This is a genomic window from Accumulibacter sp., assembly GCF_023806635.1.
GTDB lineage: Bacteria > Pseudomonadota > Gammaproteobacteria > Burkholderiales > Rhodocyclaceae > Accumulibacter.
In genome coordinates, this window is record NZ_JAMTDQ010000108.1 from 18729 (window position 1) to 42162 (window position 23434).

Below are 23434 nucleotides of genomic sequence, written 5' to 3' on the forward strand. Positions count from 1 at the left end.
CCCGCGCCAGCTAGCCCGGCGTGTCAGGCGCTGCGACCTCTCGGATCAGCTGCAGATCGTTGTCCTCGGCGAAATGGAGAACGAAACGGTAAGCCATCGGCTCGATTTCGTACAATCGCCCATCGACATGAACCGCCTTTTCTCCTCTGTAGGTCTGCGGACCGACGTAGGGCGAATAGCGCATCCTCTTCTCGGCGCCAAAGACCGAGAGGACGCCACACAGCCTTTCGGCCCAGTCGCTCGGACGGAACTTCCTGCCGCCAGTGGTCAGACCGACGATGATGAAGGAGGGATGCGGCGTCGTGCTCATGTCTCGGTGATGTCGTGGCGAAGAGGACCGGGGAATGCTCCTGAAGCTCGTTGCCCGCCTGCCCGTGCGGCTGTGGCACCGATTCTAACAGAAAGAATGGCGCTCTGCCGGCTCATGCGCTGACCGGAGCACCGCGCCAGCAACGCCACCATCACCGCGCCCTTCCCACGGGCCGCGTCCGTCGCGCCGTGCAAGCCGCCTGCGAATGGTGGGCGATAGTGGGTTCGAACCACTGACTTCCACCGTGTGAAGGTGGCACTCTACCGCTGAGTTAATCGCCCAACCGCCTGCAGCCCATCTGCTTGGCGAGACATCGCCGCTCGGCTGCTGTCTGCCCGCGACCTGCGCGCAGGCTCTGCGGCACTCCGCCGGCGACGGAGGCGCGATTAGAGCACAAGTCACCTTGCCGGTCAATGCAGCTGCACGCGGCAGGCAGCCCGGAGGAGCAGAACCATGGGGCGGATGCAAGCGGCAAGGCCGCTGCCGACCGCAGCCGGTGTCGTGGCATCACCAGGCACGCGCTCAGGCAGCAATCAGGAAGTCGCGGTTGATACCGTCACCGAGTTCGTAGATGCGGTCCATGAAGTCGGTCAGGTATTCGTGCAGACCGCCTGCAAGCACATCGTCGATGCGGGCGAAATGGAGCCGGGCATGCAGCACGCCCGCCTGGCGCTGCGTCTCGGCCGAAGCGTCGTTGGCTATCAGCTGCAGCATGCGGACGATCCCGTCGGCGCAGGCGTGCAGCGAGCGCGGCAGATCCATGCGCAGGATCAGCAACTCGGCGACACGGGCGGGCGTGATCGCATCGCGGTACACCTTGCGATACACCTGGAATGCCGACAGCGAGCGCAAGAGCGCACCCCAGCGATAGAAGTCGCTGGCCCCTTCGTCGTCGCTCTGGCGAAGGACGTGGTACTGCATGTCGAGAATCCGTGCCGTGTTGTCCCCGCGCTCGAGCAGGCCGCCGAGACGGATGAAGTGCAGCGCATCGTCCTTGAGCATGGTGCCGAACGTGACGCCGCGCGTCACCGCCGAGCGCAGCTTGACCCAGTCGAAGAACTCACTGATGCCGCGCGCGAGGATCTGCTCGAAGGTCTGCTGGCGCACCTCGATCCAGGTGGCGTTGATGCTCTCCCACATTTCGGCCGTCAGCGTCCCGCGCACGGCATGCGCGTTCTCGCGTGCGGCGCGCAGGCAACTGTAGATCGACGACGGATTCGACGCGTCGGCGACCATGAATCGCAACACGTTATCGACATTGACCCCACTGTAGCTCTCGGCGAAAGCGGACTCGAGGCTGTTCAGCGCAAGAATCGCGCGCCAGTTCTCGTTCTGCGCAGCGATCGACTGCGGAACCAGCGACATCTGGTACGAGACGTCGAGCAGTCGTGCCAGATTCTCCGCCCTCTCGGTGTAGCGCGCCAGCCAGTACAGGTGATCCGCCGTGCGACTCAGCATCTCGATCCTCCGTCCATCTCAGTTCTCCAGCACCCAGGTGTCCTTGGTTCCCCCACCCTGCGACGAGTTGACCACCAGCGAACCCGCGCGCAGCGCCACCCGGGTCAGGCCGCCCGGCACCATGCCGCCACCACGCTTGCCGGAAAGGACGAAGGGGCGCAGGTCGAGATGGCGCGGCGCAATGCCGGAGTCGACGAAGGTCGGGCAGTTCGACAGCGCCAGCGTCGGCTGCGCGATGTACTTCTCGGGAGCGGCGATGATGCGGGCACGAAAGGCCTCGATCTCCGAGCGGCTCGCCGCCGGCCCGACGAGCATGCCGTAGCCGCCGGCGCCATGCACCTCCTTGACCACCAGTTCCGGCAGGTGTGCCAGAACGTAGCGCAGGTCTTCCGGCTTGCGCAGCATCCAGGTCGGCACGTTGTTCAGCTGCGGCTCCTCGCCGAGATAGAAGCGGATCATGTCGGGAACATAGGGATAGACCGACTTGTCGTCGGCAACCCCGGTGCCGATGGCGTTCGCCAGGGTGACGTGACCGGCGCGGTAGGCCGACAGCAGGCCTGGCACGCCGAGCATCGAGTCCTTGTTGAACACGAGTGGATCGAGAAAGTCGTCGTCGAGGCGTCGATAGATCACATCGACCCTCTGCGGCCCTTGCGTCGTGCGCATGAATACCGTCTCGTCGCGTACGAACAGATCGCGCCCCTCGACGAGTTCGATTCCCATCTGCTGCGCCAGGAAGGTGTGCTCGAAGTACGCGCTGTTGTAGGCGCCTGGCGTCAACAGGACGACTGTTGGATTGGCGACGCCCGTCGGCGCCACCGTGCGCAGGTTGTCGAGCAGCAGGTCCGGGTAGTGCTGCACCGGCGCAATCATGTGTCGGGAAAAGAGTTCGGGGAAGAGCCGCATCATCATCTTGCGGTCCTCGATCATGTACGACACACCCGAGGGCACCCGCAGATTGTCTTCCAGAACGTAGGATTCACCGGCACCGGCGCGGACGATGTCGACACCGGCGATGTGCGCATAGATCCCGGAGGGAACGTCCACTCCGATCATCTCGCGGCGGAACTGTGCGTTGTTCAGCACCTGCTCCGCGGGAACGCAGCCGGCCTTGAGAATCGCCTGCTCGTGATAGATGTCGTGCAGGAAGGCGTTCAGCGCCTGCACCCGCTGCCGCAGGCCAGCCTCGAGTTGCGCCCACTCGGCCGCCGGGATGATGCGCGGAATGATGTCGAAGGGAATCAGCCGTTCGGTCCCCGCTTCCTCCCCGTATACGGCAAAGGTGATGCCGACGCGATGGAAAGCCGTGTCCGCCTCGGCCCGCTTGCGCTCGAGCCGCTCGGCCGGCATGGCGTCCAGCCATTCGGCAAAGGCGCGATAGTGCGGCCGCAGGCCGGCATCGGAATCGTACATCTCGTTGTAGAACGCTGTGCTCATGAGGCTCACCGCGACAATTGGACTCGACGACTTCAAGCAGGAAATGTGCCAGACTGGATCAGCCCATACCAGCCGACACCGGCGTGCCGCCAGCCGGCCGCCGACGCAAGCGGATGGTGCGCCAATGCGGCACGGCGCACGCTTTCGGTGCATCACGGCAGGGGCCGTGCCGGCCATGATCTCGCCAATCGGCAGCCGCGGCGACGCCCGCGCAGGAACGGCGGCGACGCGTCCGCCCGTGTCGCCGCCAGGGCCGCCGGCAGGCCACCGGGAACTGACCCCTGCGGCCAGCAGCGACGACCGGCGTTCGCCGCCTGGCCACCACTCGTTGCCGTGCACGCGCGGCGATGCCCGTTCGCAAACCGCCATGGCGCGGCCGGCAGTGCTATACTGCGCGCCGCACTCGGCAGTGAAACTGGCGAGCGCTCCAAGCATCGCGAACCTGGCCGTAAGTCTCAAGCCCCCGTCCTCCGGTGTCGATCACAGCCCCGCCCTCCCGGCAAGAAGCCAAAATGCCGACGGGCGCCGGCTCCTGTTGATCCGACAGAGTCTGTCTCGCAGCCTTTCGTTGGTTGGCGTTGCCTCTCCTGCTTCATCCGCATCCCGCGCCCGCCTGCTGGCGAGGGGCTGCGCATCGACACGAAAGACGACATGACCTTTGCTGAACTCGGGCTCAACCCCGCCCTCCTCGCAACACTCGCCGATTCCGGCTACACCCTGCCGACCCCGGTACAGGCGCAAGCCATTCCCGCCGCCATCGCGGGCAGGGACCTCATCACCTGCGCGCAGACCGGTTCCGGCAAGACCGCGGCCTTCATGCTGCCTGCCCTGCACCGCCTCTCCCTGCAGGAGCGGCCGGCGACGGTGACGCCCAAGGCGGCCGGACGCCAGGGCGGCCGGCCGCCGCCGCGTGGCCGTGAGCAGCAGCGCTGGCAGCCCGCGCGGCCACGCATGCTGGTCCTCACGCCGACGCGCGAACTCGCCCTGCAGGTCACTGCCGCCAGCGAGAAGTACGCTCGCCGCCTGCACCTGGTGCGGGCCGTCGCCATTCTCGGCGGCATGCCCTATCCGAAGCAGCTGGAATTGCTCGCTCGCAACCCGGAGATCCTGGTGGCCACACCAGGCCGCCTGATCGACCATATGAGCTCGGGCCGGATCGACTTCGCGCAGCTGCAGATGCTGGTTCTCGACGAAGCCGACCGCATGCTGGACATGGGATTCATCGACGACATCGAGCGGATCGTCGAGGCAACGCCCGCATCACGTCAGACGATGCTCTTCTCGGCGACACTCGACGGCACCGTCGGCGCGATGGCTCAGCGCATCACCCACAACGCGCTGTGCATCGAGGTCGACGCTCCTTCCTCCAGACACGGGAACATCGAGCAGCGGATGCACTTCGTCGACGATCTGGCGCACAAGAACCGCCTGCTCGACCACCTGCTGCGCGATGCGTCGATCGACCAGGCGCTCGTCTTCACGGCGACCAGGCGCGATGCGGACAGCGTCAGCGATCGGCTCAACATCGCCGGCCTGAATGCGGCAGCGCTGCACGGCGACATGCACCAGGGTGCGCGCAACCGTACGCTCGCCGCGATGCGCCGTGGCCAGGTGCGAATCCTGGTCGCCACCGACGTCGCCGCGCGCGGCCTCGACGTGCCGACGATCACGCATGTCTTCAACTACGACCTGCCGAAGGCTGCCGAGGACTACGTACACCGCATCGGCCGCACTGGGCGCGCCGGCCGCAGCGGCCTCGCGGTCTCGCTGGTTCATCACGCCGAGCAATTCAACGTCAGGCGAATCGAGCGTTTCACGCGGCAAAGCATCCCGGTCGAAGTCGTCGCCGGCCACGAGCCGACCCGCCGTCCGCTGGCGGCCAAGCCGCGGGCGGACGGCAGGCCATGGCAGGCGGCCGACAAGCGCAATGCCGGGGCGCCCGCCGGACACGGCGACAGGCGCCCCGGCAAGCCCCCGGCGCACGGGCGCGACGGGCTGCCGCGAACGGATCGTCGTGACTCGCCAAATGGCAAGCACGGCGGCGGCACCGCCGGCCTCCGGGCCTCGGCCAGAGGCCGCTGACCGCGGCGGCGGCGCTCGGCAGGGTCCGCCGCCGGTCCTTGCCCTACCGCCAGGCGACCCGCCGGGGCAGCCTGGCGTGAGTGCCCGGGGTGGGACGTTGCCGGCAGCCATACCGACGACGCCTCACGCCGGCGACCGCCCAGGCCGATAGGCTCAGGTGCCGCCCGGCCGCCGCGCCGGCAACACATTGCCTTTCGTTTCGAGTCGGTCCTCGAGTTCTCCGACGCATGCGGCGACGCTGTTTGCCGATTGCTCCAGCGCCGTAAGGACTTGCTTCTCGAGCCGGTCGAGCCGCTCGAGGATGGCCGCATCAGTCGCCGCCGGAGTCGCGCCGCGACCGGACAGCTGCTGCAGTTCCCCTTCGAGGAAGGAACGCAGCTCGGTGAAGCGCGAAGCCTCGGCCTTGTCCGCAAGTTCGCGGTTGAGCTGCAGCTCCTGCGCATGGCGACGCGAATCGAACAGCGCCGAAGCCTGCACATAGACGACGAAGACGAGGAAGACCGCGGTCAGGAAGGCGATTGCGCCGAGCATGATCACGCCGAGCGGCGCCTCCACCTGCGCCACGCCGAGCGACAGCGGCGTCGGCGTCGTGAAGGCCTGCCAGTTGAGCGCCGAGAAGGCGCCGACGAGAAGCAGGACGAGCAAGAGAAAGACGGTACGCAGCTTCATGAGCGGATGACTCCTTGAGATGTTGCCAAGCGGCGGCCGTTGCCGCTGCGACAGGCGGATAGTATCGCAGGCTTGCCGACCACCGGCCACTGCGCAAACGGGTACTGACCGGCATCGCCCGATGCCCCTTCAGGGAAGCTCGGCAGACGGCATGCGCGCGAGAATGATCGCAGTTTTTCTTGCCAGCCCCGGCGCATTGCGATTGCGGTCGTAGAAGCGCGGATTGGGAACCATCCCCGCCAGCCGCGCAGCCTGTTCCGGCGAAAGCCGTGCCGCCGCGACACCGTAGTAGTGACGGGCAGCCGCTTCGGCGCCGAAGACGCCATTGCCCCATTCGATGACGTTGAGGTAAACCTCGAGAATTCTCTGCTTGCTCCACACCGCCTCGAGCATCAGCGTGATGACTGCTTCTTCAGCCTTGCGCCATGGCGTCCGCGCCGGTGTCAGGAAAAGGTTCTTGGCCAGTTGCTGCGAGATGGTCGAGCCGCCGGCAACGACGCGCCCCTTCTTCTGGTTCTTCTCGATCGCCTGCTGGATGCCGTCCCAGTCGAAACCCTCGTGATCGACGAAGCGGGCGTCCTCGGCAGCGATGATCGCACGCTTGAGGTGGAGCGAGATGCGCTCGTAGGGCACCCATTGCCTGTGCAGTTCCGCTTCCGGTTGCTGCCGACGGAGTTCCTCGAGGCGGATGGCCATGAAGCGGGTGACGTCCGGGTTCTCCCGGTTCCACCAGAGAACCCAGCCGAACAACCAGCACTGCAGCAGGAGCAGCAGGGCGATGCCGGCGAGAAGCAGGCGCTTCGCCCAGAGCAGGATCTTCATTGTCCCCCGGTGTCGCGGCCGGCCGAGCGCAGCATCGCCAGCACCGGCGCCGTGGCCGGCCGGACGCCGCGCCAGAGGCAGAAAGCCTCGGCCGCCTGCTCGACCAGCATGCCGAGGCCGTCTGCCAACCTTGCCGCACCGCAACGGCCGGCGAGGCGCAGGAACGGCGTCTGCCCGTCGCCATACATCATGTCATAGGCCAGGCTGCCGGAAGCGAAGAGACCGTCCGGCAAGGGCAACGGCGCTCCGGCAAGGCTGGCCGACGTGGCGTTGATCAGCAGATCGAAGCTCTGCCCGGCGAGTTGCGCATGGGAACAGCCGCTCACCTCGCCGGCGCTGGCCATCCGCGCCGCCAGTTCATGCGCACGGGCTTCGGTCCGGTTGGCGATCACCAGTCGGCGCGGTCCTGCCTCGAGCAGAGGACCAAGCACGCCGCGCGCCGCGCCACCGGCACCGAGCAGCAAGACACGCATGCCGGCAATCGGACATCCGAGATTGTGCGCCAGGTCACGCAACAGGCCGGCACCGTCGGTATTGTCACCGAGCCACTCCTGACCATCGAAGGACAGCGTGTTGACCGCCCCCGCGAGCCGTGCCCGCGACGTCAGCCGCGTTGCCAGCCGGCAGGCTTCCGGCTTGAACGGCAGGGTGACGTTGGCACCGCAACCACCAGCCTCGACGAAGGCGCGCACGCTCGCGGCAAAGCCATCCAGCGGCGCGAGGATCGCCTCGTAGACCAGATCCTGGTGGCACGCGGCAGCGAAGGCAGCGTGGATCGCGGGCGACCTGCTGTGCCCCACCGGATTGCCGAAGACGCCGTAGCGGTCGCTCATCGCTTCGCTGCCCTGGTCTCCAGGCTGTCGCGCTGGGTGAAGTTCCACGTGCGCGTGATCACCAGGGTGTCGGTATCGTGCCGGATGGCCGGCGGGAAGGCGGCAAAGGGCGAAGCCATGACGACGATCCGGCGAGCCGCGTCGTCGAGGATGCGGTGGCCCGACGAACGGTTGATCTCGACGGCGTCGACCGTACCGTCGCTCCGCAGCGTCACCGTCAGGACGAGGCTGCCGTAAAGCTTGCCCCGCGCCTCGGCCGGGTAGTTGAGCGTGCCGACCCGCTCGACCTTCTGCCGCCACTCCTCGAAGTACTGGGCGAAACGGTATTCCATCGCGCTGCTGCCGATGAACTGCTTGCGCGGCCGCTTGCTGTATTCATCGAGTTCCTTGGCGATCTCGCCTTCGAGACGCGCCATCGCCAGCGCACTCTGGGCCAGGTCCCGGCCACTGAGGTTCGCCACCGGATCCGGCTGCGCCTCGCGGGCGGCGGTCGCGGGCACCGAATCGTGGCTTCGTGCCTGCGTCGCCAGCCGCTGCTGATGCGCCTCGAGCGCCTGCACCCTCTTCTGCGAGTGCTCGAGCTCGTCACCTTGCTGCTGCCGCGGCGCGGCAGGCATCGGCGTCTTCGCCCGGCGCTCGTGCTCGGTATTGCCGCCATTGTCGAGGTTGGCCTGGGCCTGCACCGTCGCTTCCTCCGGTGCACGCGCCGAACGGCGATTGACGAGGACGACGTCGAGCGCCCGCTCGCGGGCGGCACGCGAGGCTTCCGGGAAGCGAAAATGCAGCGACAGCAGCAAGCCATGCAGCAGCAGTGAAAAGCCGACCGCCAGCGCCAACCGGTGGTTGGCCGACCATCGCTCGAACCGATGCACCGATCGCTGCCTCACCTCAATCGACAGCCTCCGGCAGGGTGACCACCACCTCATCTTCCGTCGACGACGACAGGGTCTCGACGTAGCGACAGACGAGGCCCAGGGTCAGGTAGTCCACCGATTCGACCTGCAGCAGGATTCGTTGCCCCGGCTTGAGCTCCGGCGCCGAGGGCACACGCTGTACCAACGGCAGGTCGTCGAGCCGCGCCAGGTTCTCGCGGCCGATGGTCGCCGCAATGCGCTCGATTCCCTGCTGCCGCAACCAGCGCAGGCACCAGTAACGCTCCATGCCGCGCTGAAATTCGGCATAAGCTGCATAGGTCAGTTCGAAGTCGCGCAGGGCGGCGAAGAGGGCATCCGAGCGGGCCGCAAAAGGAGGCGTCGCGGACTGCAGGCAGGCAAGCAGCTGCCACTGGTTGAGCAGGTCGACGTAGCGCCGCAGCGGTGACGAAAGCCAGGCATACTGCTTCACGCCGAGGCCCTCGTGAGCCTGCGGCGCCGTGCTCATGCGCACCTTGCCGCCACCCTGCACGCGGTAGATCGCCGCCACCCCTCGACTGGCCAGCAGGGCGCCCCAGGTACTGTTGGCAACGATCATCAGTTCGGCCACCAGCTTGTCGAGCGGGCTGCCGCGACGGCGCGCGGAAATCTCGACGCGACAGCCCTCAGCGTCGGCGAGGTCGCCCTCGATACGGAAGTTGAAGTCCTTGTTGTCCGGCGTCGCCGACGGCTTGCCGCGCCGGCCCTCACAGGCGTTGGCCAGTTGCCAGAGCGTCAGCAGCTCGTCGCGGAAGGGGAAATCCGCCAGTCCGGCGGCCAGAGTCCGCTCGTTGAACAACGGCTCGATGTCGTGGTGACGCAGGTTCGCCACGACCGGAACGATCTCGAGCCGTGACTCGTCGCCGATGATCTCCATCTCCGGTGTCACCGTGAGATAGAGCGAGACGGCCGGAATCGCTCGCCCACTCGCGAGAGTGTAGTGCTCGACCACCGCGTCCGGCAGCATCGTCAACTTGCTTCCGGGCATGTAGACGGTCGACAGCCGGGCACGCGCGATTCCGTCGAGCGCCGAGCCGGGAGCGATGCCGAGCCCCGGGGCAGCAATGTGGATGCCGACCCGCCAGCCGACACCGGGCAGCGACTGCACTGAAAACGCGTCGTCGATCTCTGTCGTCGTCGCGTCATCGATCGAAAAGGCCGGCACGCCAGCATGCGGCAGCCCAGCCGGCAGCGACGGCAGCTCGACGGCGGGGAACGCCGTCCCGCGCGGGAACTGCTCCAGCAGAAAGCGCTGCAGATGATAGTCGTACGGCGAACGGATGGCGCCACAGCGGTACAGGAGGTGGGTAGCCGAGAGGCCCGTCTCGCTGCACGCGGCTTCCAGAGCCTTGCTCTCGGCGCGACTGCGATCCGGCTTGTACAGCAGTTGCGCGAGCAGCGGCGGAAACTCTGCCGGCAGGGTGAACGACGTCAGTTGCGCCACCATGCGCTCGATCGTCAGCGCCTGCTGACGTTTCCTCTCGAGACCGGCGAGAGCGGCCTGCAGGATTTCCGGCGGCGCCTTGCGGAAGCGGCCGCGACCCTTGCGGTGGAAATAGATCGGCGCTGCGTGCAGCGCCAGCAGCAGCGCCGCTGCTTCGGCCGCAGTCGCGGCGTGCCCGAAGTATTCGTTGGCGACGTCGGCGAAATGGAATTCTCCATCAGCGACACACTCCCAGAGAAAGTCCGCTTCGATACCCGGCAACAGCGATTCGGCCTGCTCGAGCAGAACGGCCGGCGCCGGATCGCCGTAACGCAACAGAACACTGGCCGCCTTGATCTTGCTGCGCTTGCCCGATGCGGTTTCGACCTGCAACGAGCTGTCGTTGTCGGTCAGAATGGTGGCCGCCCGAAAGGCGCCTTCCTCTTCGAACAGTACGTGCATCGGGGCCATTATAAACCGCAGAATTCAATGATTTGCGGCAGCATTCGGGGAAAGCTGAGGAAGCTGTGATCGCCACCCTCGATGACGATCTGCTGGCTCCCGGCATAGCAGGCCAGCGCCTGGCGATAGTCGAGGACCTCGTCGCCGGTCTCGACCAGGAGCAGGTAGCGCTGCGCGCTCACCTGCGGTGCTTCGAGCAGGCGTAGCTCGGCAACATGCTCGTCGGTGAAGTCGAAGCTTTCGCCGCTATGGAAATTGCTGTGCCTGCCGACCAGACCAGCGAGAAGTTCCGGTGCCATCACTGCCGGATTGATCAGGACCGCGCGCAGGTCGTGCTTCTCCGCCAGCCAGCTCGCGTAGTAACCTCCCAGCGAACTGCCCACCAGCGTCGTCTCGCCCGCGGCGCCAGACAGCATCGCCTCGGCGCTGGCGATGGCGGCCAACGGGGCGGGTGGCAGCGCAGGACAGCTGAAACGATCACCGAGGCCGCGTGCCACCATGAAATCGCCGAGCAGCCGCGCCTTCCATGATGCCGGCGACGAACAGAAGCCGTGCAGGTAGAGAACGCGTGGTCCGGCCGCCATCTCAGCCAGCGGTCCACGCGATCAGCTCGTAGTGCCAGGTGAGCAGGACGACGATGCCGAAAGCGATGCGGTACCAGGCGAAGATCGAAAAATCGTGCGTGCTGATGTAGCGCAGCAGGCCACGCACCGCCCAGAACGCCGAGATGAACGAGGCGACGAAACCCACCACCCACATGCCCAGGTCGTCGAAGGAGAGCAGCGCACGTTCCTTGTAGAGCTGGTAGATGCTGGCGCCGATCAGCGTCGGCATCGCCAGGAAGAAGGAAAACTCGGTCGCCGCCCGTCGTGACAGGCCGAAGAAAAGGCCGCCGATGATCGTCGCCCCTGAGCGGGAGGTGCCTGGAATCAGCGCCAGCGCCTGCGCCAGACCAAGCTTGAAGGCATCGGCAAGCGACAGATCGTCAATCGATTCGATGCGGATGCGATGCTCACGACGCTCGGCCCAGAGAATGACCAGGCCACCGATGATGAAGGCCGCTGCCACCACCGGCGCGTTGAACAGGTGCGCCTTGATCGCCTTGCCGAAGAACAGGCCGATGACCGCCAGCGGCAGGAAGGCGACCAGAATGTTGAGCGCGAAGCGCTGCGCGGCGGGCTCGCTCGGCAGTCCGCGGACGACGCTGCCAATCTTCGTCCGGTACTCCCAGCAGACAGCGAGCATGGCGCCGGACTGGATGACGATTTCGAACAGCTTGCCGCGCTCGTCGTTGAAATCGAGCAGATCGCCGGCAAGGATCAGGTGGCCGGTCGAAGACACCGGCAGGAACTCGGTGATTCCTTCGACGATACCGAGAATCAGGGCTTTGAGCAGCAGCAGGAGATCCACAGCAGACTTTCAAAAAGCCGCCATTCTAGCACTCAGGGCCGGGTTGCCCGTTCGAGCGCCGTCAGCCAGACGAGCGCCTGATACCGATCGGCGCCGCACATCTCGTGCGAGGGCTGCAGCCCGGCACAGCACGCAGGACGTTCTGCCCTGCCCCAGAGAAGACATCGATGATCCGCAGCCAGGCTGGCGCAAGGCTCCCCGGCCGCCTTGCCATGCGGGTGACCGGGCATCGGCGTGCTGATCGAGGGCGCGATGCAACAGGCGCCACAGCCCGCGCGACAGTCAGGCCCGCCTGTCACCACGGCCTGGCGCCGCCTCGCAGTGGCCCGCCGATGCTGCGACCTCCGCTGCCTCGCCACCACCGTATCCGAGCCGGCGCGACAGGGTCGCCGCGGCTTCCTTCGTCAACCGTGCCGTCGGGCTGTCCCAGTCGAGGTCGAAGCTGCCTATGATGCCGAGCAGGGTCAGCGCTGCCACCATGCGACCGGCGTGGTTGAAGACCGGCGCACTGAAGCCGTTGACCCCGGGCGTGACGCTGCCGGCGGCACGGGCGATGCCGTGCCGCCGGACCTCGTCGAGCTGCACCGTCAGCGCCGCGCGCAATGCTGCCGGCGTCGCCTGCCTCGCCGCCGCAGCCGCCTCGATCTCGGCATCGAGCATCCGGCGCAGATAGGGCGAACGGAAGAAGGCAGCAAAGGCCTGTCCGGTGGCCGACGAGAGCAGCGGCAGAACGACGCCGGTACGCAGGGTCACGGTGACCGGACCGCCCGCCTCGAGCCAGCGAACGCAGGTCGCACCGCGGTTGCCCCACATGGCGAGGGCGACGGTCTCGCCGGTGCGCTCGCAGAGATCATCGAGTACCGGGCCGGCCAGACGCACGGGATCGAGCCTCGCCAGGCTGGCCAGCCCAAGTTCGAGGGCAAAGCCGCCGAGGTCGTAGCGTCCGGTGTTCGCATCCTGTTCGACCAGCCCCATGCGGATCAGGCTGACCAGATAGCGACGCGCCTTCGCTGCCGGCATGCCGGCGCTGCGCGACAGGTCGCGCAGCAGCAGAGAGCGACCACTGCTCGCCAGTGCCTGCAGCAGCCGGGTGCCAATCTCGACCGACTGGATCCCCTGACGCTGCCCGGCGGGATCGCTGACCTCGCCTTCGGGCACCGCGCCGGCGATCACCTCAGGCCAGCGCCTGCAGGGCCGCGGCGTAGTCCGGCTCGTCCTTGATCTCGGCGACGAGCTGACTGTGCAGCACGCGATCGTCGGCGTCGAGAACGAGCACCGCGCGTGCTGCGAGGCCGGCCAATGGCCCCTCGCTCAGCGCGACCCCGTAATCGGTGAGAAACTCCCGGCCGCGCATGGTCGACAGCGTCACCACCCTGTCGAGTCCTTCGGCGCCACAGAAGCGGCTTTGCGCGAAGGGCAGATCGGCAGAGATGCAGAGCACGACGACTCCCGAGAGCGCGCTCGCCTGCTCGTTGAACCTGCGTACCGAGGTGGCGCAGGTCGGGGTGTCGATGCTGGGAAAGATGTTGAGAATCTTGCGCTGGCCAGCAAAGCTGCTCAGCGTGACGTCTGCAAGGTTCTTGCCAACCAGCGAGAAGGCCGGTGCCGCCTGGCCTGGCTGCGGGAAACTGCCACTGAGCTGAAAGGGCTTGCCACCCAGAGTCACTGTGCTTGTCATGTCGGGTCCTGGTCGGTAGTGGGGGTTTGAGGGACCGGAGAAGGCCGCTTGCCAGCTGCCCCGGAGCCCCTTAGTCATTATGGCATGAGCGGAGTTCAGCGCCGACGACGTGCAGGCGAGTCAGCGACGCGCGCGCACTTGCTTCTCGACGCCGACCACGAGGTAGGCGAGCACGCCAACGGCGCCGATCTCGAGCCATTCCCGCCCGCCGATCGGGGCCGTTGCAAACAGGCGGTTCATCAGCGGCAGGTAGGTCAGAGCAGCCTGCAGCAGGGCCATCATCAGGATGCCGTACCAGATCGCCGGATTGGAGAATAGCCCCAGCCGCAGGGCCGAAACTTTCAGCGAGCGGCAGTTGAAAAGATACATGCCCTCGACGACGACAAAGACGTTGACCGCGACCGTGCGCGCCTCGGCGAGCGAATGGCCCTGCCCCAGCTCGCGCAGGAAGAGCCCAAAGGAACCGGCAAGCAACAGCAGGCTGACGAGAACGATGCGCCAGACCAGCGCTGCGTCGAGAATCGGCGTTCCCGGCGCTCGCGGCGGACGGCGCATGACCGCGTGCTCGATCGGCTCGAAGGCCAGCATGAGGCCGAGAAAGACCGCCGTCGTCATGTTGATCCAGAGAATCTGCAGCGGCGTGATCGGCAGGGTCGCCCCGGCAAGGATCGCTGCGACGATCACCAGGCCCTCGCCGAAGTTGGTCGGCAAGGTCCAGGTGATGAACTTCACCAGGTTGTCGTAAACCCCCCTGCCCTCCTCGACGGCGGCCTCGATGGCAGCGAAATCGTCGTCGGTGAGGACCATCTCGGCGGCGTCCTTGGCCACTTCGGTCCCGCCGAGGCCCATGGCGATGCCGATGTCGGCCTGCTTCAGGGCTGGCGCGTCGTTGACCCCGTCACCGGTCATCGCCACCACCTCGCCATTCGCCTGCAGCGCCCGCACCAGACGCAGCTTCTGCGCCGGCTCGACGCGCGCGAAGACGTTGACCCGGCGCACCGCTTCGCACAACGCCTGGTCATCGAGCGCCGCCAGCTCGCGGCCGCCGATCGCCGTCTCACCGGCGCGGGCGATCCCCATCTGGCGGGCAATCGAAAGGGCCGTGGCGGCGTGATCGCCGGTGATCATCTTGACCGTGATGCCGGCTGCGTGACAGGTCCTGACCGCGGCGATCGCCTTTGGTCGTGGTGGATCGACCATGCCCACCAGTCCGACGAACTCCAGGCCGGCGTCGACACTGCTGGCAGTCAGCGAGCCGGCGGAGCCAGCGGCGAGGCGAGCCACCGCCAGCACCCGCAGACCGGCCGCCGCCATCGTCGCAGCAGCGCTCTCGATTTCCCCGCGGCGCAGCGCGACGCTCCGCCCGTTGCCGTCGAGCATGCTCAGCGAACGCGACAGCAACTGCTCGAGCGCCCCCTTGAAGTAGGCGACCCGGGCTCCGTCGATGTCATGCAGGGTCGCCATGTATTGCCGTGCGGAATCGAAGGGAATTTCGTCCAGACGCGGAAACAGCTTCTGCAGCGTCCGCTCGTCGAGCCCCGCCTTGCGCGCAACGACGAGCAGAGCCCCCTCGGTCGGATCGCCGACGATCTCCCAATGGCGGTTGCTCCTGTTCAGGCCGGCATCGTTGCACAGCGCCCCGGCGACCAGGCACTCACGCAGGGCGCCGACCACGTCGCCACCATCGCCGACCTTGCCGCTTGGCGAATAGCCACTGCCGCTGACCACCGTCCGGACGCCACCGGCGTGGATTTCGCGCACGGTCATCTGGTTCTCCGTCAGGGTCCCCGTCTTGTCCGAACAGATCACCGTCGTGCTGCCGAGAGTCTCGACCGCCGGCAGCTTGCGAATGATAGCCCGCCGCCGCGCCATGCGGGACACACCGATGGCCAGGGTGATCGTCATCGCCGCCGGCAGCCCTTCTGGAATCGCGCCAACCGCCAGCGCCACCGCTGCCATGAACATGGCAAAAGCCGACTCGCCCCGCCAGATGCCGACGACGAAGGTCAGCACGGCGAGCAGCCCGATGGCAAGCAGCAGCCAGTTGCTGAATGCCGTCATGCGACGGGTCAGCGGCGTCGTCAGATCCGGCGCCTCGGCGATCAGCCGCGAGATGCGACCGGTTTCGGTATGGTCGCCGGTCGCCACGACGATGCCAGCTCCCTGGCCGCTGATCATCACGGTCCCGGCGTAGGCCATGTTGCAACGTTCGGCAAGCAGGGTGTCTTCCGGCAAGGCATCGTCGCTCTTGGCCACGGCCGTCGACTCGCCGGTCAGGGCCGCCTCGATCGCCTGCAGATCCCGGCTGCGGAACAGCCGCAGGTCGGCCGGCACCTTGTCGCCCGCCGCCAGCAGAACGACGTCGCCAGGGACGAGCTCGGTCGATGACAGGCGCTGCTTGCCACCCCCCCGAAGAACCGTGACCTCACTGATGACCGATCGGGCAAGCGCTGCCAGGGCGCTCTCGGCGCGACCTTCCTGGATGAAGCCGATGACCGCGTTGACCAGCGTGACACCAAAGATCACGGCGGCGTCGACCCATTCGCCGAGAACGGCGGTGACGAGTCCGGCCAGCACCAGCACCAGCACCAGCGGCTGCACGAACTGCAGGGCGAAACGCAGGAGCGGTCCCCGGATCGGCGCTGGTGTCAGGCGGTTCTCGCCGTGTCGCGAACGGCGGCAGCTCACTTCCGCCTCGTCGAGGCCCTGCTCGAAGCTTGCAGCCAAGCGAGCCGCCGCTTCCTCTGCCGGCAGCGAGTGCCAGGCGACATCCTGCAGCGATGAGGTGCTCATTGGACGAGTCTTCTCCAGGGGCAACGCCCGGCGCCGACGTTGCTGTATCATTCTAGCATCCGTGCCCGACGGTCGGCCGCAGCAGTGGAACGAGCCGCGCTGACCGTGGCGTGAGGAGGAAACCTGGGGACAGATATCGCCATTCTGAACGGCGGGATCGGCGGGTGCTCGCGACCGCGTGCTGACACGCGGCCGTGGCGCGGCTGGCGAACGCCGATTTTCGTGATGGCGTGTGTGCTGCTCACCGGAGATGCGCTGGCCCACAGCATCGCCGACAATGACGTCAGGCCACTCCTGGCGCCCGCGGCCGCACCGCTGGCCGAACCGAGCGAGACGAACCTGCCGGCTGCGCCCGGGCTTGGCGGCGCTCTCGACGAGCAGGAGGCGTCGCCACCATGGCTGTCGCACGGGCCTTTGCCGCTGCCGGCGATGCCAGCGCTGGATGCCGACGAAGCCGCTCATTCCTTTGCCCCGGCATCACGACTGCCACCGGGGAGAACGCGCCGACAGGGGTCTCGGGGCCCGGCTGCCACGCCTGGCGGCTCGCCGCTCCCGCCGCCCGCAGGCCTGCTGCCCGGCATTGAGGACATCCTCGCTGACCTGAACAACCTGCAGCAAGCAGCAACCGATCTCATCGTCGAAACCACCGATGCACGCATCGGCCCGGGAGGGCGGGTGAGTTTCTCCATCGCCGGTATCGAGGGCTTCCATTACAGCGCACGCGACGGCCACGCCGAGATCGGACACGGCGGGCTCGCGCTGACCGTCAGCGACACGTCCGGCGACCGCCGCCCTCCGGATGCCGGGGGGCGCACGGCGCCGACGATTCCCGCCAGCCACGATGCGAGTCCGCCGTTGCACCTCATCGAACTCCTCAGGGAGGTGCTCGCCTATCCGCTGGTCTGGGTCCTCGCCTTCCTGCTGCTCGCCGGCAAGATCGCGCTGCTGGTCGCCACCCGGCGTGGCCGCAAGCACCGCCACAGGAGGCGTCCCGTCACTCGGCAACAGGAAACACCACAACGGGTCCGCAAGCGAGTCCGCATCCGTGTCCGCCAACGGCAGCCGGTGGTCGGCCTGCAGCAACCCCGCTAGTTGCCGCGAAGCCTTCGTCGGCCTTCGTTCGAGCCCGCATGCGACCAACCAGGTTGCGCGCAAGTGATCGTTTTCAAAAGGGATTCTTTGTTCGGCGACGGCTGCCGGCTTGCGCTATACTGGCACTGACGCCGCTGCACAGCGACCTTTGGCGGCCTGCTTGCCCACACTCAACCTCCCCAGGAATCCATCATGTTGCAGAAATCTGCCTCCTTCCCCGGAATTCAGGGCCCTATTGTCACGATCATCATGGATGGCTACGGCATCGCCAGGACGGATGTCGGCAGCGCCATCGCTGCCGCCAGGAAGCCCACCTTGGACCGCCTCCTCGCCAGTTGCCCGAACGTCAGCCTGCGTGCCCATGGCACCGCGGTCGGAATGCCCTCCGACGATGACATGGGCAACTCAGAAGTCGGCCACAACGCCATCGGTGCCGGCCAGGTCTACAGCCAGGGCGCCGCGCTGGTCGCCGACGCCATCGCCGCGGGCTCGATCTGGCAAGGCGCAGCCTGGCAGCAGATCGTCGCCGGCGCCAAGGCAGGCCGCGGCGTCATCCACTTCCTCGGCCTCTTCTCCGACGGCAACGTGCACAGCCACATCGACCACCTGCGGGCGATGGTCCTGCGCGCGAAGGCGGAAGGTGTGCCAAGCGTGCGCGTCCATGTCCTGCTCGATGGGCGCGACGTTCCCGAAACCAGTGCCCTCGACTATGTCCTGCCGTTCGAAGCCTTCCTGGCGGAGGTCAGTGGAGCAGGCTTCGACGCCCGCATCGCCTCCGGCGGTGGCCGCATGAGCATCACCATGGACCGCTACGAGGCGAACTGGAACATGGTCGAGCGTGGCTGGCATACGCACGTCCTCGGTGAGGGCGAGCAGCACGCCAGCGCGTCGCTGGCGATCGAGTCGCTGCGTGCGCGCTCGCCGGCAACGATCGACCAGGATCTGCCGCCGTTCGTGATCGCCAGCGACGGCCAGCCGGTCGGCGCCATCGAGGACGGTGACTCGGTCGTCTTCTTCAACTTCCGCGGTGACCGCGCGATCGAGATCACACGTGCCTTCGAGGAGGCCGACTTCGACAAGTTCGACCGCGTCCGCCTGCCGCGCGTCACCTATGCCGGAATGTTGCAGTACGACGGCGACCTCAAGCTGCCGAAGCGCTTCCTGGTCGACCCACCGGCGATCCTCGACACCATGGGCGAGTGGTTCGCCAAATCGGGAATCACCCAGTTCGCCTGCTCGGAAACGCAGAAGTTCGGCCACGTGACCTACTTCTGGAACGGCAACCGCTCGAACAGGTTCGCTGGCGAGACCTACGAAGAGGTGCCCAGCGACGTCGTCCCCTTCGAACAACGGCCGTGGATGAAGGCCGCGGAAATCGCCGATGCGATGATCGCTGCCCTCAGGAGCGGCCATTACCGGACGCTGCGCTGCAACTTCGCCAACGGCGACATGGTCGGCCACACGGGGCACTTCCGCGCGGCGACGATGGCAATCGAAGCCGTCGACCTGCAACTGGCACGCATCCTGCCGGTGATCGACGCGCTGGGTGGTGTGGCCCTGATCACCGCCGATCATGGCAACGCGGACGAGATGTACGAGATCGACAAGAAGAGCGGGCAACCAGCCAGGAATGCGGACGGGTCGTTCAAGAGCAAGACCTCGCACACCTTGAACCCGGTGCCGCTGATCCTCTACGACAACGTGAGCGGCGGCAAGCTCGGCCTGACTCAGACCGCCGGCGCCGGCCTGTCGAACATCGCTGCGACGATCGCCAACCTGCTCGGTTTCGAAAAGCACGACAAGTGGGACGAGAGCCTGCTGACGGTCAAGCAGGTTTAGCGGAGGAAAGCGCGCGGGACGCGCCAGCAGCCACAACTCCGGCTCGAGGCCGAAGTCCCGCGTGCAGATGTTGCGAAACGAAGCCTGCCCGGCTGGCCGAAGTCATCCGGCCTGACGCTGCCGAACGGTGCGCCCGGGGCGTTCGTGGCTTCAACGCTGCGGTTCCCGGCCGATGGATCGGAGACAGTCGCGCGTCGAGGATGAAGCCGCCGGTTCTCCCCGGCGGCGCGCGGCAGCCGCATCGGCGCTGCCGCGCGCCGATGTGGGCCGCCGCGCCCGTGCTTACTTGTCGAGAACCTCGCCCGGACGGACGATACCCAGGAACGAGTCCGCCTTCAGTGCCGCACCACCGATCAACCCGCCGTCGATGTCCTTCTGTGCCAGCAGGCCGGCAGCGTTCTCGGGTTTCATCGAACCGCCGTACTGAATGCTGATCGACTGGGCAACGCTGTCGCCGTAGAGCTTCGCCAGCAGGCCGCGGACGAAGGCGTGCGCTTCCTGCGCCTCGTCGTCGCTGGCGGTGACACCGGTGCCGATGGCCCAAACCGGCTCGTAGGCGATCACCGTGGACAGGGCATCTTCGGCTGAGAGACCGGCGTAGGCGCCGTTGACCTGCGTCGTCAGAACGCTTTCAAGGCGGCCTTCCTTGCGCTCGGCGAGCGTCTCGCCGATGCAGACGATCGGCTTCATGGCGAGCGAGAGGACCTTCCGGACCTTCTTGTTGACCGTCTCGTCGGTCTCGCCGAAGTAGCTGCGCTGCTCGGAGTGGCCAATGATCACGTACTCGACACCGATCTCCTTGAGCATGTCGGCGCTGACCTTGCCGGTGAAGGCACCCTGGTTCTCCCAGTGCACATCCTGCGCGGCGAGCTTGACGTTGCTCCCCTGCAGCACTTCGGCCACCTTCGCCAACGCGAGGTGGGTCGGGGCGATCGCGACGACCACCTGCTTGACGTCCCTGGCGGCGGCGACCACTTCAGCAGCCAGCTTCACGGACTCGGCAACGGTCTTGTTCATCTTCCAGTTGCCGGCGATTACGATTTTGCGCATGGTATTCCTCGATGTTGTATGGCGGGGATGACTGGCGAAGCCGAGCGGCCCCGGCCTTGCCGGGGCCGTCGGCATCACTTCTCGGAGAGCGCGGCAACGCCGGGCAGGATCTTGCCTTCCAGATACTCGAGCGAAGCGCCGCCGCCGGTGGAGCTGTGCGTGACCTTCTTGTCGGCACCGTATTTCTTCGCCGCGGTGGCCGTGTCACCGCCGCCGATGACGGTGATCGCACCCGCCGCGGTCGCCTCGACGACCGCCTGCGCCATCGCGCGCGTGCCGGCCTCGAACTTCTCGAACTCGAAGACGCCCGCCGGACCATTCCAGATGATCGTCCTCGCCTTCCTGATGGCGTCGCTGAAGATGCGCGTCGACTCGGGACCGCAGTCGAGCCCCAGCCAGCCGTCCGGAATTCCGTCGACATCGTTGGCCGTGCCCGTGTTGGCATTGGCGTCGAACTTGTCGCCGATGACGAAATCGACCGGCAGGAGGATCTCCTTGCCTTTCTCGCGCGCTTTCTCCATCAGGCCAGTTACCAGCTTGGCGCCTTCTTCGTCAAACAGCGAGTTGCCGATCGGCATTCCCGACAGTACCTTCTTGAAGGTAAAGGCCATGCCGCCGCCGATGATGATCTGGTCGGCCTTGTCGAGCAGGTTGTTGATCAGCTGGATCTTGTCGGCAACCTTGGCGCCGCCGAGGATTGCCAGCAGTGGCCGCTGCGGCGACTCGAGAACGGCCGAGAACGCCGCCAGTTCCTTGTTCATCAGGTAGCCGGAAGCGCGTTCAGGAAGTTGCACGCCGGTCATCGACGAATGGTCACGGTGCGCCGTACCGAAGGCATCGTTGATATAGACGTCGGCGAGCCGGGTGAGCGAAGCTCGAAACGCCTTGACGTCGTCCGGGCTGGCCTTCAGCTTGGTGACCGTCCCGTCGGCATTGGTGACGCTGGCCTTGCCCTCCTCCTCGATGTGGAAGCGCAGGTTCTCGAGCAGTATGACCTCGCCCGGCTTGATCTGGGCGCAGGCGGCCTCGACTTCGGGGCCGACGCAGTCGGGCAGGAACTTCACCGGCCGCCCGAGCAGACCCTCGAGGGCGACGGCCACCGGCGCCAGGCTGAACTGGGGGTTCGCCTTGCCGTCCGGACGGCCCAGATGTGACATCAGGATGACGGCCGCCCCCTTCTCCAGGGCATGTTTGATCGTCGGCAGCGCGGCCTCGATGCGTTTGGTGTTGGTGATCGCACCGGTCACCTTGTCCTGGGGAACGTTGAAATCGACGCGGATCAGGGCGCGCTTGCCTTCGAGCGCGAGATCTTCGATGAACAGTTTGGACATGATTTCCTCGAGAGTGAGTTGGTGTTGAGAAAAGCTGGAATCAGGATCGCGAAAGGCATGGTGTCTCCGTAATGGATGTCGGACGACTTGACTGACCGCCGTCTCTTGGCCACCGCATTGCGCCAGTGCAACCGGTGGCAAGGCGCTTCGACCACGCAGACGAAGTATCCTTGGCGCCGCTCCTGGAGTCAATTGTCTATCGTCAGCCGGGCAGATCCGGCGCTCAGTAGTAGATCCTGAACAGCCTCTGGATCTGCTCGAATTCGTGCAGATAGGCCTTCGCCACCTCGCGATGGGTCGCGAGAACGAGCAGGTCGTGCGAAAAGACCGAGGTGTTGTACCAGTTGAAGCTGCGCTCGATGACGGTCGCCTCGTCGATGATGCAGTACTTGGAATGGATCGGCGAGTAGGGCACCGGGTGATCGGTCTGCCCGTACACCAGGCCGACCGCGATGCCGGCGGTGCGCAGGCCCTGTACGGCGGGAAGCAGCGGGCGATTCAGCTCCTCGGCCATGGTTCGCTCGATGCCGACACGACCCTGCCGCGCCAGATGCCCATTGAGCAGGATGTGCACGTGCACGCCGCGGTTCCTGGCATGGATCAGCGCATCGACGACGCTGTCGCCGTGCTCGCCGAGCAGGTTGCCGATGAGGAACAGCGTCAGCTTGATCGAATGCTTCGCCCGGTGGATTTCCGCCAGGATCGCATGGTGCGGACGGTAATACCTGCCGTCGAGCAGCGCCTGCCGGCCAAAGGTGTAGAGCAGATTGAACGGGCTCAGTGGATCGACGCCATAGCGCTGATTGACGCCACCGCGTTCGCTCTGGAAGACGTTGTCGAGCAGACGGCAGACTCCCTTCGAGTGGAAGGTCATGCCGGACTCCCAGTTCGCCCACCAGCGGTCGAAGGTGATGTTGAACGAGCCCAGGATGCAGTCCTCATCGTTGAAGATGATGAACTTGGTATGCATGTCCGGATCGACTTCGATCAGGTGGTGGTGCGGCGTGCAGAAGACGCCCAGCAGCTCGACGCCGGCACGCTTGAGGCGGGCGTAGTTGTCACTGTTGGTCAGCGTCATCTTCCGCCAGTCGACGATGCACTGGACCCATACGCCCTGCTCGCTGGCGTGCACCAGATGGTGGGTGAAGTCGTGGTCATCGATGCAGTCCACACTCACCTTTATCGTGCAGAAGCGGTTCGGGTCCCGGTGCTTGCTGCGGATCACCTTGTCGATGTGATCATGGATGAAGCGCTTCGGATGGTACGGATGGTGCTGTTGGCCCTTGGTGAACTTCGGGATCAGGTGCAGCGAGTCGAAGTGGTGGTTGTACCAGTCAACGTCACTCTGCAACTGCCAGGCGTTGCATTCATGGGTGCGGTAGCCGTTGTGCGTCGCCCACTCGGAGCTGATCCTGCGGTACTGCGGTTGCTCGCTGCGCAGCTGCTGCCAGTCCATGAAGATGTACTCGAGCTGCGAAGGCAGCGAGTGTTCGTCACGGTGGACGACGAAGGCGAACTTGACGCAGTTCACCCGGCCGAAGCTGCGCGACTCGGGGTGGATGTAGAAGTCGCGCGTCCGCCGCTTGTGGTGGTTCCACTGGATGTCGTAGGGATCGGTGTCGACGATGTAGGTTTCGCAGATGCCATAGTCCCGATAGACCCGCAGGATCACCTTGAGGTTGAGCTGGGCGCCGAAGGAGACATCGAAGATGATCTTGCCCCAGCGCAGGTAGAACTTCTCGTTGAAATCGTTGCTGCGCACGAACGAACCGCCGAGGTTTGCGTGCACCGGTACTGCGTAGTTCTCTGCCTTGTCCATGTCGAAAGTGACTGC

The 23434-nt window shown here is 66.2% G+C and carries 20 protein-coding genes and 1 tRNA gene; 3 read left to right on the forward strand and 18 right to left on the reverse strand.

Annotated elements, in window-relative coordinates; genetic code table 11:
- Positions 1 to 10: 10 nt before the first annotated feature.
- The 4 genes from NFW30_RS18490 to NFW30_RS18505 all read right to left on the reverse strand — a co-directional run bounded on the left by NFW30_RS18490 (position 11) and on the right by NFW30_RS18505 (position 3205).
- Positions 11 to 310: a DUF3579 domain-containing protein gene (locus NFW30_RS18490; RefSeq protein WP_295349603.1), complete on the reverse strand. Its 300-nt coding sequence runs from the start codon at positions 308 to 310 to the stop codon at positions 11 to 13.
- Positions 311 to 516: 206 nt separating this feature from the next.
- Positions 517 to 591 (reverse strand) — tRNA-Val (locus NFW30_RS18495).
- A gap of 241 nt (positions 592 to 832) precedes the next feature.
- On the reverse strand, positions 833 to 1768 hold the full coding sequence (locus NFW30_RS18500; RefSeq protein WP_295349602.1) for an alpha-E domain-containing protein: 936 nt from the start codon (positions 1766 to 1768) through the stop codon (positions 833 to 835).
- 18 nt (positions 1769 to 1786) lie between these two features.
- A complete protein-coding gene (locus tag NFW30_RS18505) occupies positions 1787 to 3205 on the reverse strand; it encodes a circularly permuted type 2 ATP-grasp protein (protein ID WP_295349601.1) in 1419 nt (472 codons plus the stop codon).
- Positions 3206 to 3856: 651 nt separating this feature from the next.
- Between NFW30_RS18505 and NFW30_RS18510 the strand changes: the two genes are divergently transcribed.
- Positions 3857 to 5287 (forward strand): DEAD/DEAH box helicase, encoded by a 1431-nt coding sequence (locus tag NFW30_RS18510; protein ID WP_295349600.1) that lies wholly within the window; start codon positions 3857 to 3859, stop codon positions 5285 to 5287.
- A 153-nt stretch (positions 5288 to 5440) separates the two neighbouring features.
- Here the strand turns inward: NFW30_RS18510 and NFW30_RS18515 are convergent, their stop codons facing one another.
- From NFW30_RS18515 to NFW30_RS18565, 11 genes are all read right to left on the reverse strand, one after another.
- A complete protein-coding gene (locus NFW30_RS18515; RefSeq protein WP_295349599.1) occupies positions 5441 to 5956 on the reverse strand; it encodes a LapA family protein in 516 nt (171 codons plus the stop codon).
- Between the two features lie 129 nt (positions 5957 to 6085).
- On the reverse strand, positions 6086 to 6778 hold the full coding sequence (mtgA, locus tag NFW30_RS18520; RefSeq protein ID WP_295349598.1) for a monofunctional biosynthetic peptidoglycan transglycosylase: 693 nt from the start codon (positions 6776 to 6778) through the stop codon (positions 6086 to 6088).
- On the reverse strand, positions 6775 to 7611 hold the full coding sequence (aroE, locus tag NFW30_RS18525; protein ID WP_295349597.1) for a shikimate dehydrogenase: 837 nt from the start codon (positions 7609 to 7611) through the stop codon (positions 6775 to 6777). The genes mtgA and aroE overlap by 4 nt, the downstream gene beginning before the upstream one ends.
- Positions 7608 to 8483: a TonB family protein gene (locus tag NFW30_RS18530; protein WP_295349596.1), complete on the reverse strand. Its 876-nt coding sequence runs from the start codon at positions 8481 to 8483 to the stop codon at positions 7608 to 7610. Before NFW30_RS18530 ends, aroE begins: the two co-directional genes overlap by 4 nt.
- A 16-nt stretch (positions 8484 to 8499) precedes the next feature.
- Positions 8500 to 10407, reverse strand: coding sequence for an RNB domain-containing ribonuclease (locus NFW30_RS18535; RefSeq protein WP_295349595.1), 1908 nt, complete (start codon positions 10405 to 10407; stop codon positions 8500 to 8502).
- 8 nt (positions 10408 to 10415) lie between these two features.
- A complete protein-coding gene (locus NFW30_RS18540) occupies positions 10416 to 10991 on the reverse strand; it encodes a YqiA/YcfP family alpha/beta fold hydrolase (protein WP_295349594.1) in 576 nt (191 codons plus the stop codon).
- Between the two features lies 1 nt (position 10992).
- On the reverse strand, positions 10993 to 11817 hold the full coding sequence (locus NFW30_RS18545) for an undecaprenyl-diphosphate phosphatase (protein ID WP_295349593.1): 825 nt from the start codon (positions 11815 to 11817) through the stop codon (positions 10993 to 10995).
- A 32-nt stretch (positions 11818 to 11849) separates the two neighbouring features.
- Complete coding sequence (locus NFW30_RS18550) at positions 11850 to 12119, reverse strand: YkgJ family cysteine cluster protein (protein WP_295349591.1); 270 nt, start codon at positions 12117 to 12119, stop codon at positions 11850 to 11852.
- The gene (locus NFW30_RS18555; RefSeq protein WP_295349590.1) at positions 12100 to 12990 is read right to left on the reverse strand and encodes an IclR family transcriptional regulator; all 891 of its coding nucleotides are present in this window, start codon (positions 12988 to 12990) and stop codon (positions 12100 to 12102) included. Before NFW30_RS18555 ends, NFW30_RS18550 begins: the two co-directional genes overlap by 20 nt.
- 1 nt (position 12991) lies before the next feature.
- Positions 12992 to 13495: a thiol peroxidase gene (tpx, locus tag NFW30_RS18560; RefSeq protein ID WP_295349589.1), complete on the reverse strand. Its 504-nt coding sequence runs from the start codon at positions 13493 to 13495 to the stop codon at positions 12992 to 12994.
- Between the two features lie 120 nt (positions 13496 to 13615).
- The gene (locus NFW30_RS18565; protein WP_295349588.1) at positions 13616 to 16288 is read right to left on the reverse strand and encodes an HAD-IC family P-type ATPase; all 2673 of its coding nucleotides are present in this window, start codon (positions 16286 to 16288) and stop codon (positions 13616 to 13618) included.
- A 225-nt stretch (positions 16289 to 16513) separates the two neighbouring features.
- Here NFW30_RS18565 and NFW30_RS18570 point away from each other — a divergent pair, with 225 nt between their 5' ends.
- Both NFW30_RS18570 and gpmI read left to right on the forward strand, forming a co-directional pair.
- Positions 16514 to 17380: a hypothetical protein gene (locus tag NFW30_RS18570; protein WP_295349587.1), complete on the forward strand. Its 867-nt coding sequence runs from the start codon at positions 16514 to 16516 to the stop codon at positions 17378 to 17380.
- 192 nt (positions 17381 to 17572) lie between these two features.
- Positions 17573 to 19219, forward strand: coding sequence for a 2,3-bisphosphoglycerate-independent phosphoglycerate mutase (gene gpmI / locus NFW30_RS18575; protein ID WP_295349586.1), 1647 nt, complete (start codon positions 17573 to 17575; stop codon positions 19217 to 19219).
- 282 nt (positions 19220 to 19501) lie between these two features.
- On the opposite strand, the gene tpiA is transcribed toward gpmI, so the two are convergent.
- The 3 genes from tpiA to NFW30_RS18590 form a co-directional block, all read right to left on the reverse strand.
- Positions 19502 to 20269 (reverse strand): triose-phosphate isomerase, encoded by a 768-nt coding sequence (gene tpiA, locus NFW30_RS18580; RefSeq protein ID WP_295349584.1) that lies wholly within the window; start codon positions 20267 to 20269, stop codon positions 19502 to 19504.
- A 74-nt stretch (positions 20270 to 20343) separates the two neighbouring features.
- Positions 20344 to 21600, reverse strand: a complete 1257-nt coding sequence (pgk, locus tag NFW30_RS18585) for a phosphoglycerate kinase (RefSeq protein ID WP_295349583.1) — start codon at positions 21598 to 21600, stop codon at positions 20344 to 20346.
- A gap of 223 nt (positions 21601 to 21823) precedes the next feature.
- The gene (locus NFW30_RS18590; protein ID WP_295349582.1) at positions 21824 to 23419 is read right to left on the reverse strand and encodes a phospholipase D-like domain-containing protein; all 1596 of its coding nucleotides are present in this window, start codon (positions 23417 to 23419) and stop codon (positions 21824 to 21826) included.
- Between the last annotated feature and the right edge of the window lie 15 nt (positions 23420 to 23434).

Coding starts and splice junctions, on each gene's coding strand:
- tpx (WP_295349589.1), bottom strand. CDS start 13,495: ATGACAAGCACAGTGACTCTGGGTGGCAAGCCCTTTCAGCTCAGTGGC.
- pgk (WP_295349583.1), bottom strand. CDS start 21,600: ATGTCCAAACTGTTCATCGAAGATCTCGCGCTCGAAGGCAAGCGCGCC.
- NFW30_RS18515 (WP_295349599.1), bottom strand. CDS start 5,956: ATGAAGCTGCGTACCGTCTTTCTCTTGCTCGTCCTGCTTCTCGTCGGC.
- NFW30_RS18510 (WP_295349600.1), top strand. CDS start 3,857: ATGACCTTTGCTGAACTCGGGCTCAACCCCGCCCTCCTCGCAACACTC.
- NFW30_RS18565 (WP_295349588.1), bottom strand. CDS start 16,288: ATGAGCACCTCATCGCTGCAGGATGTCGCCTGGCACTCGCTGCCGGCA.
- tpiA (WP_295349584.1), bottom strand. CDS start 20,269: ATGCGCAAAATCGTAATCGCCGGCAACTGGAAGATGAACAAGACCGTT.
- NFW30_RS18540 (WP_295349594.1), bottom strand. CDS start 10,991: ATGGCGGCCGGACCACGCGTTCTCTACCTGCACGGCTTCTGTTCGTCG.
- aroE (WP_295349597.1), bottom strand. CDS start 7,611: ATGAGCGACCGCTACGGCGTCTTCGGCAATCCGGTGGGGCACAGCAGG.
- mtgA (WP_295349598.1), bottom strand. CDS start 6,778: ATGAAGATCCTGCTCTGGGCGAAGCGCCTGCTTCTCGCCGGCATCGCC.
- NFW30_RS18500 (WP_295349602.1), bottom strand. CDS start 1,768: ATGCTGAGTCGCACGGCGGATCACCTGTACTGGCTGGCGCGCTACACC.
- NFW30_RS18505 (WP_295349601.1), bottom strand. CDS start 3,205: ATGAGCACAGCGTTCTACAACGAGATGTACGATTCCGATGCCGGCCTG.
- gpmI (WP_295349586.1), top strand. CDS start 17,573: ATGTTGCAGAAATCTGCCTCCTTCCCCGGAATTCAGGGCCCTATTGTC.
- NFW30_RS18535 (WP_295349595.1), bottom strand. CDS start 10,407: ATGCACGTACTGTTCGAAGAGGAAGGCGCCTTTCGGGCGGCCACCATT.
- NFW30_RS18570 (WP_295349587.1), top strand. CDS start 16,514: ATGGCGTGTGTGCTGCTCACCGGAGATGCGCTGGCCCACAGCATCGCC.
- NFW30_RS18490 (WP_295349603.1), bottom strand. CDS start 310: ATGAGCACGACGCCGCATCCCTCCTTCATCATCGTCGGTCTGACCACT.
- NFW30_RS18590 (WP_295349582.1), bottom strand. CDS start 23,419: ATGGACAAGGCAGAGAACTACGCAGTACCGGTGCACGCAAACCTCGGC.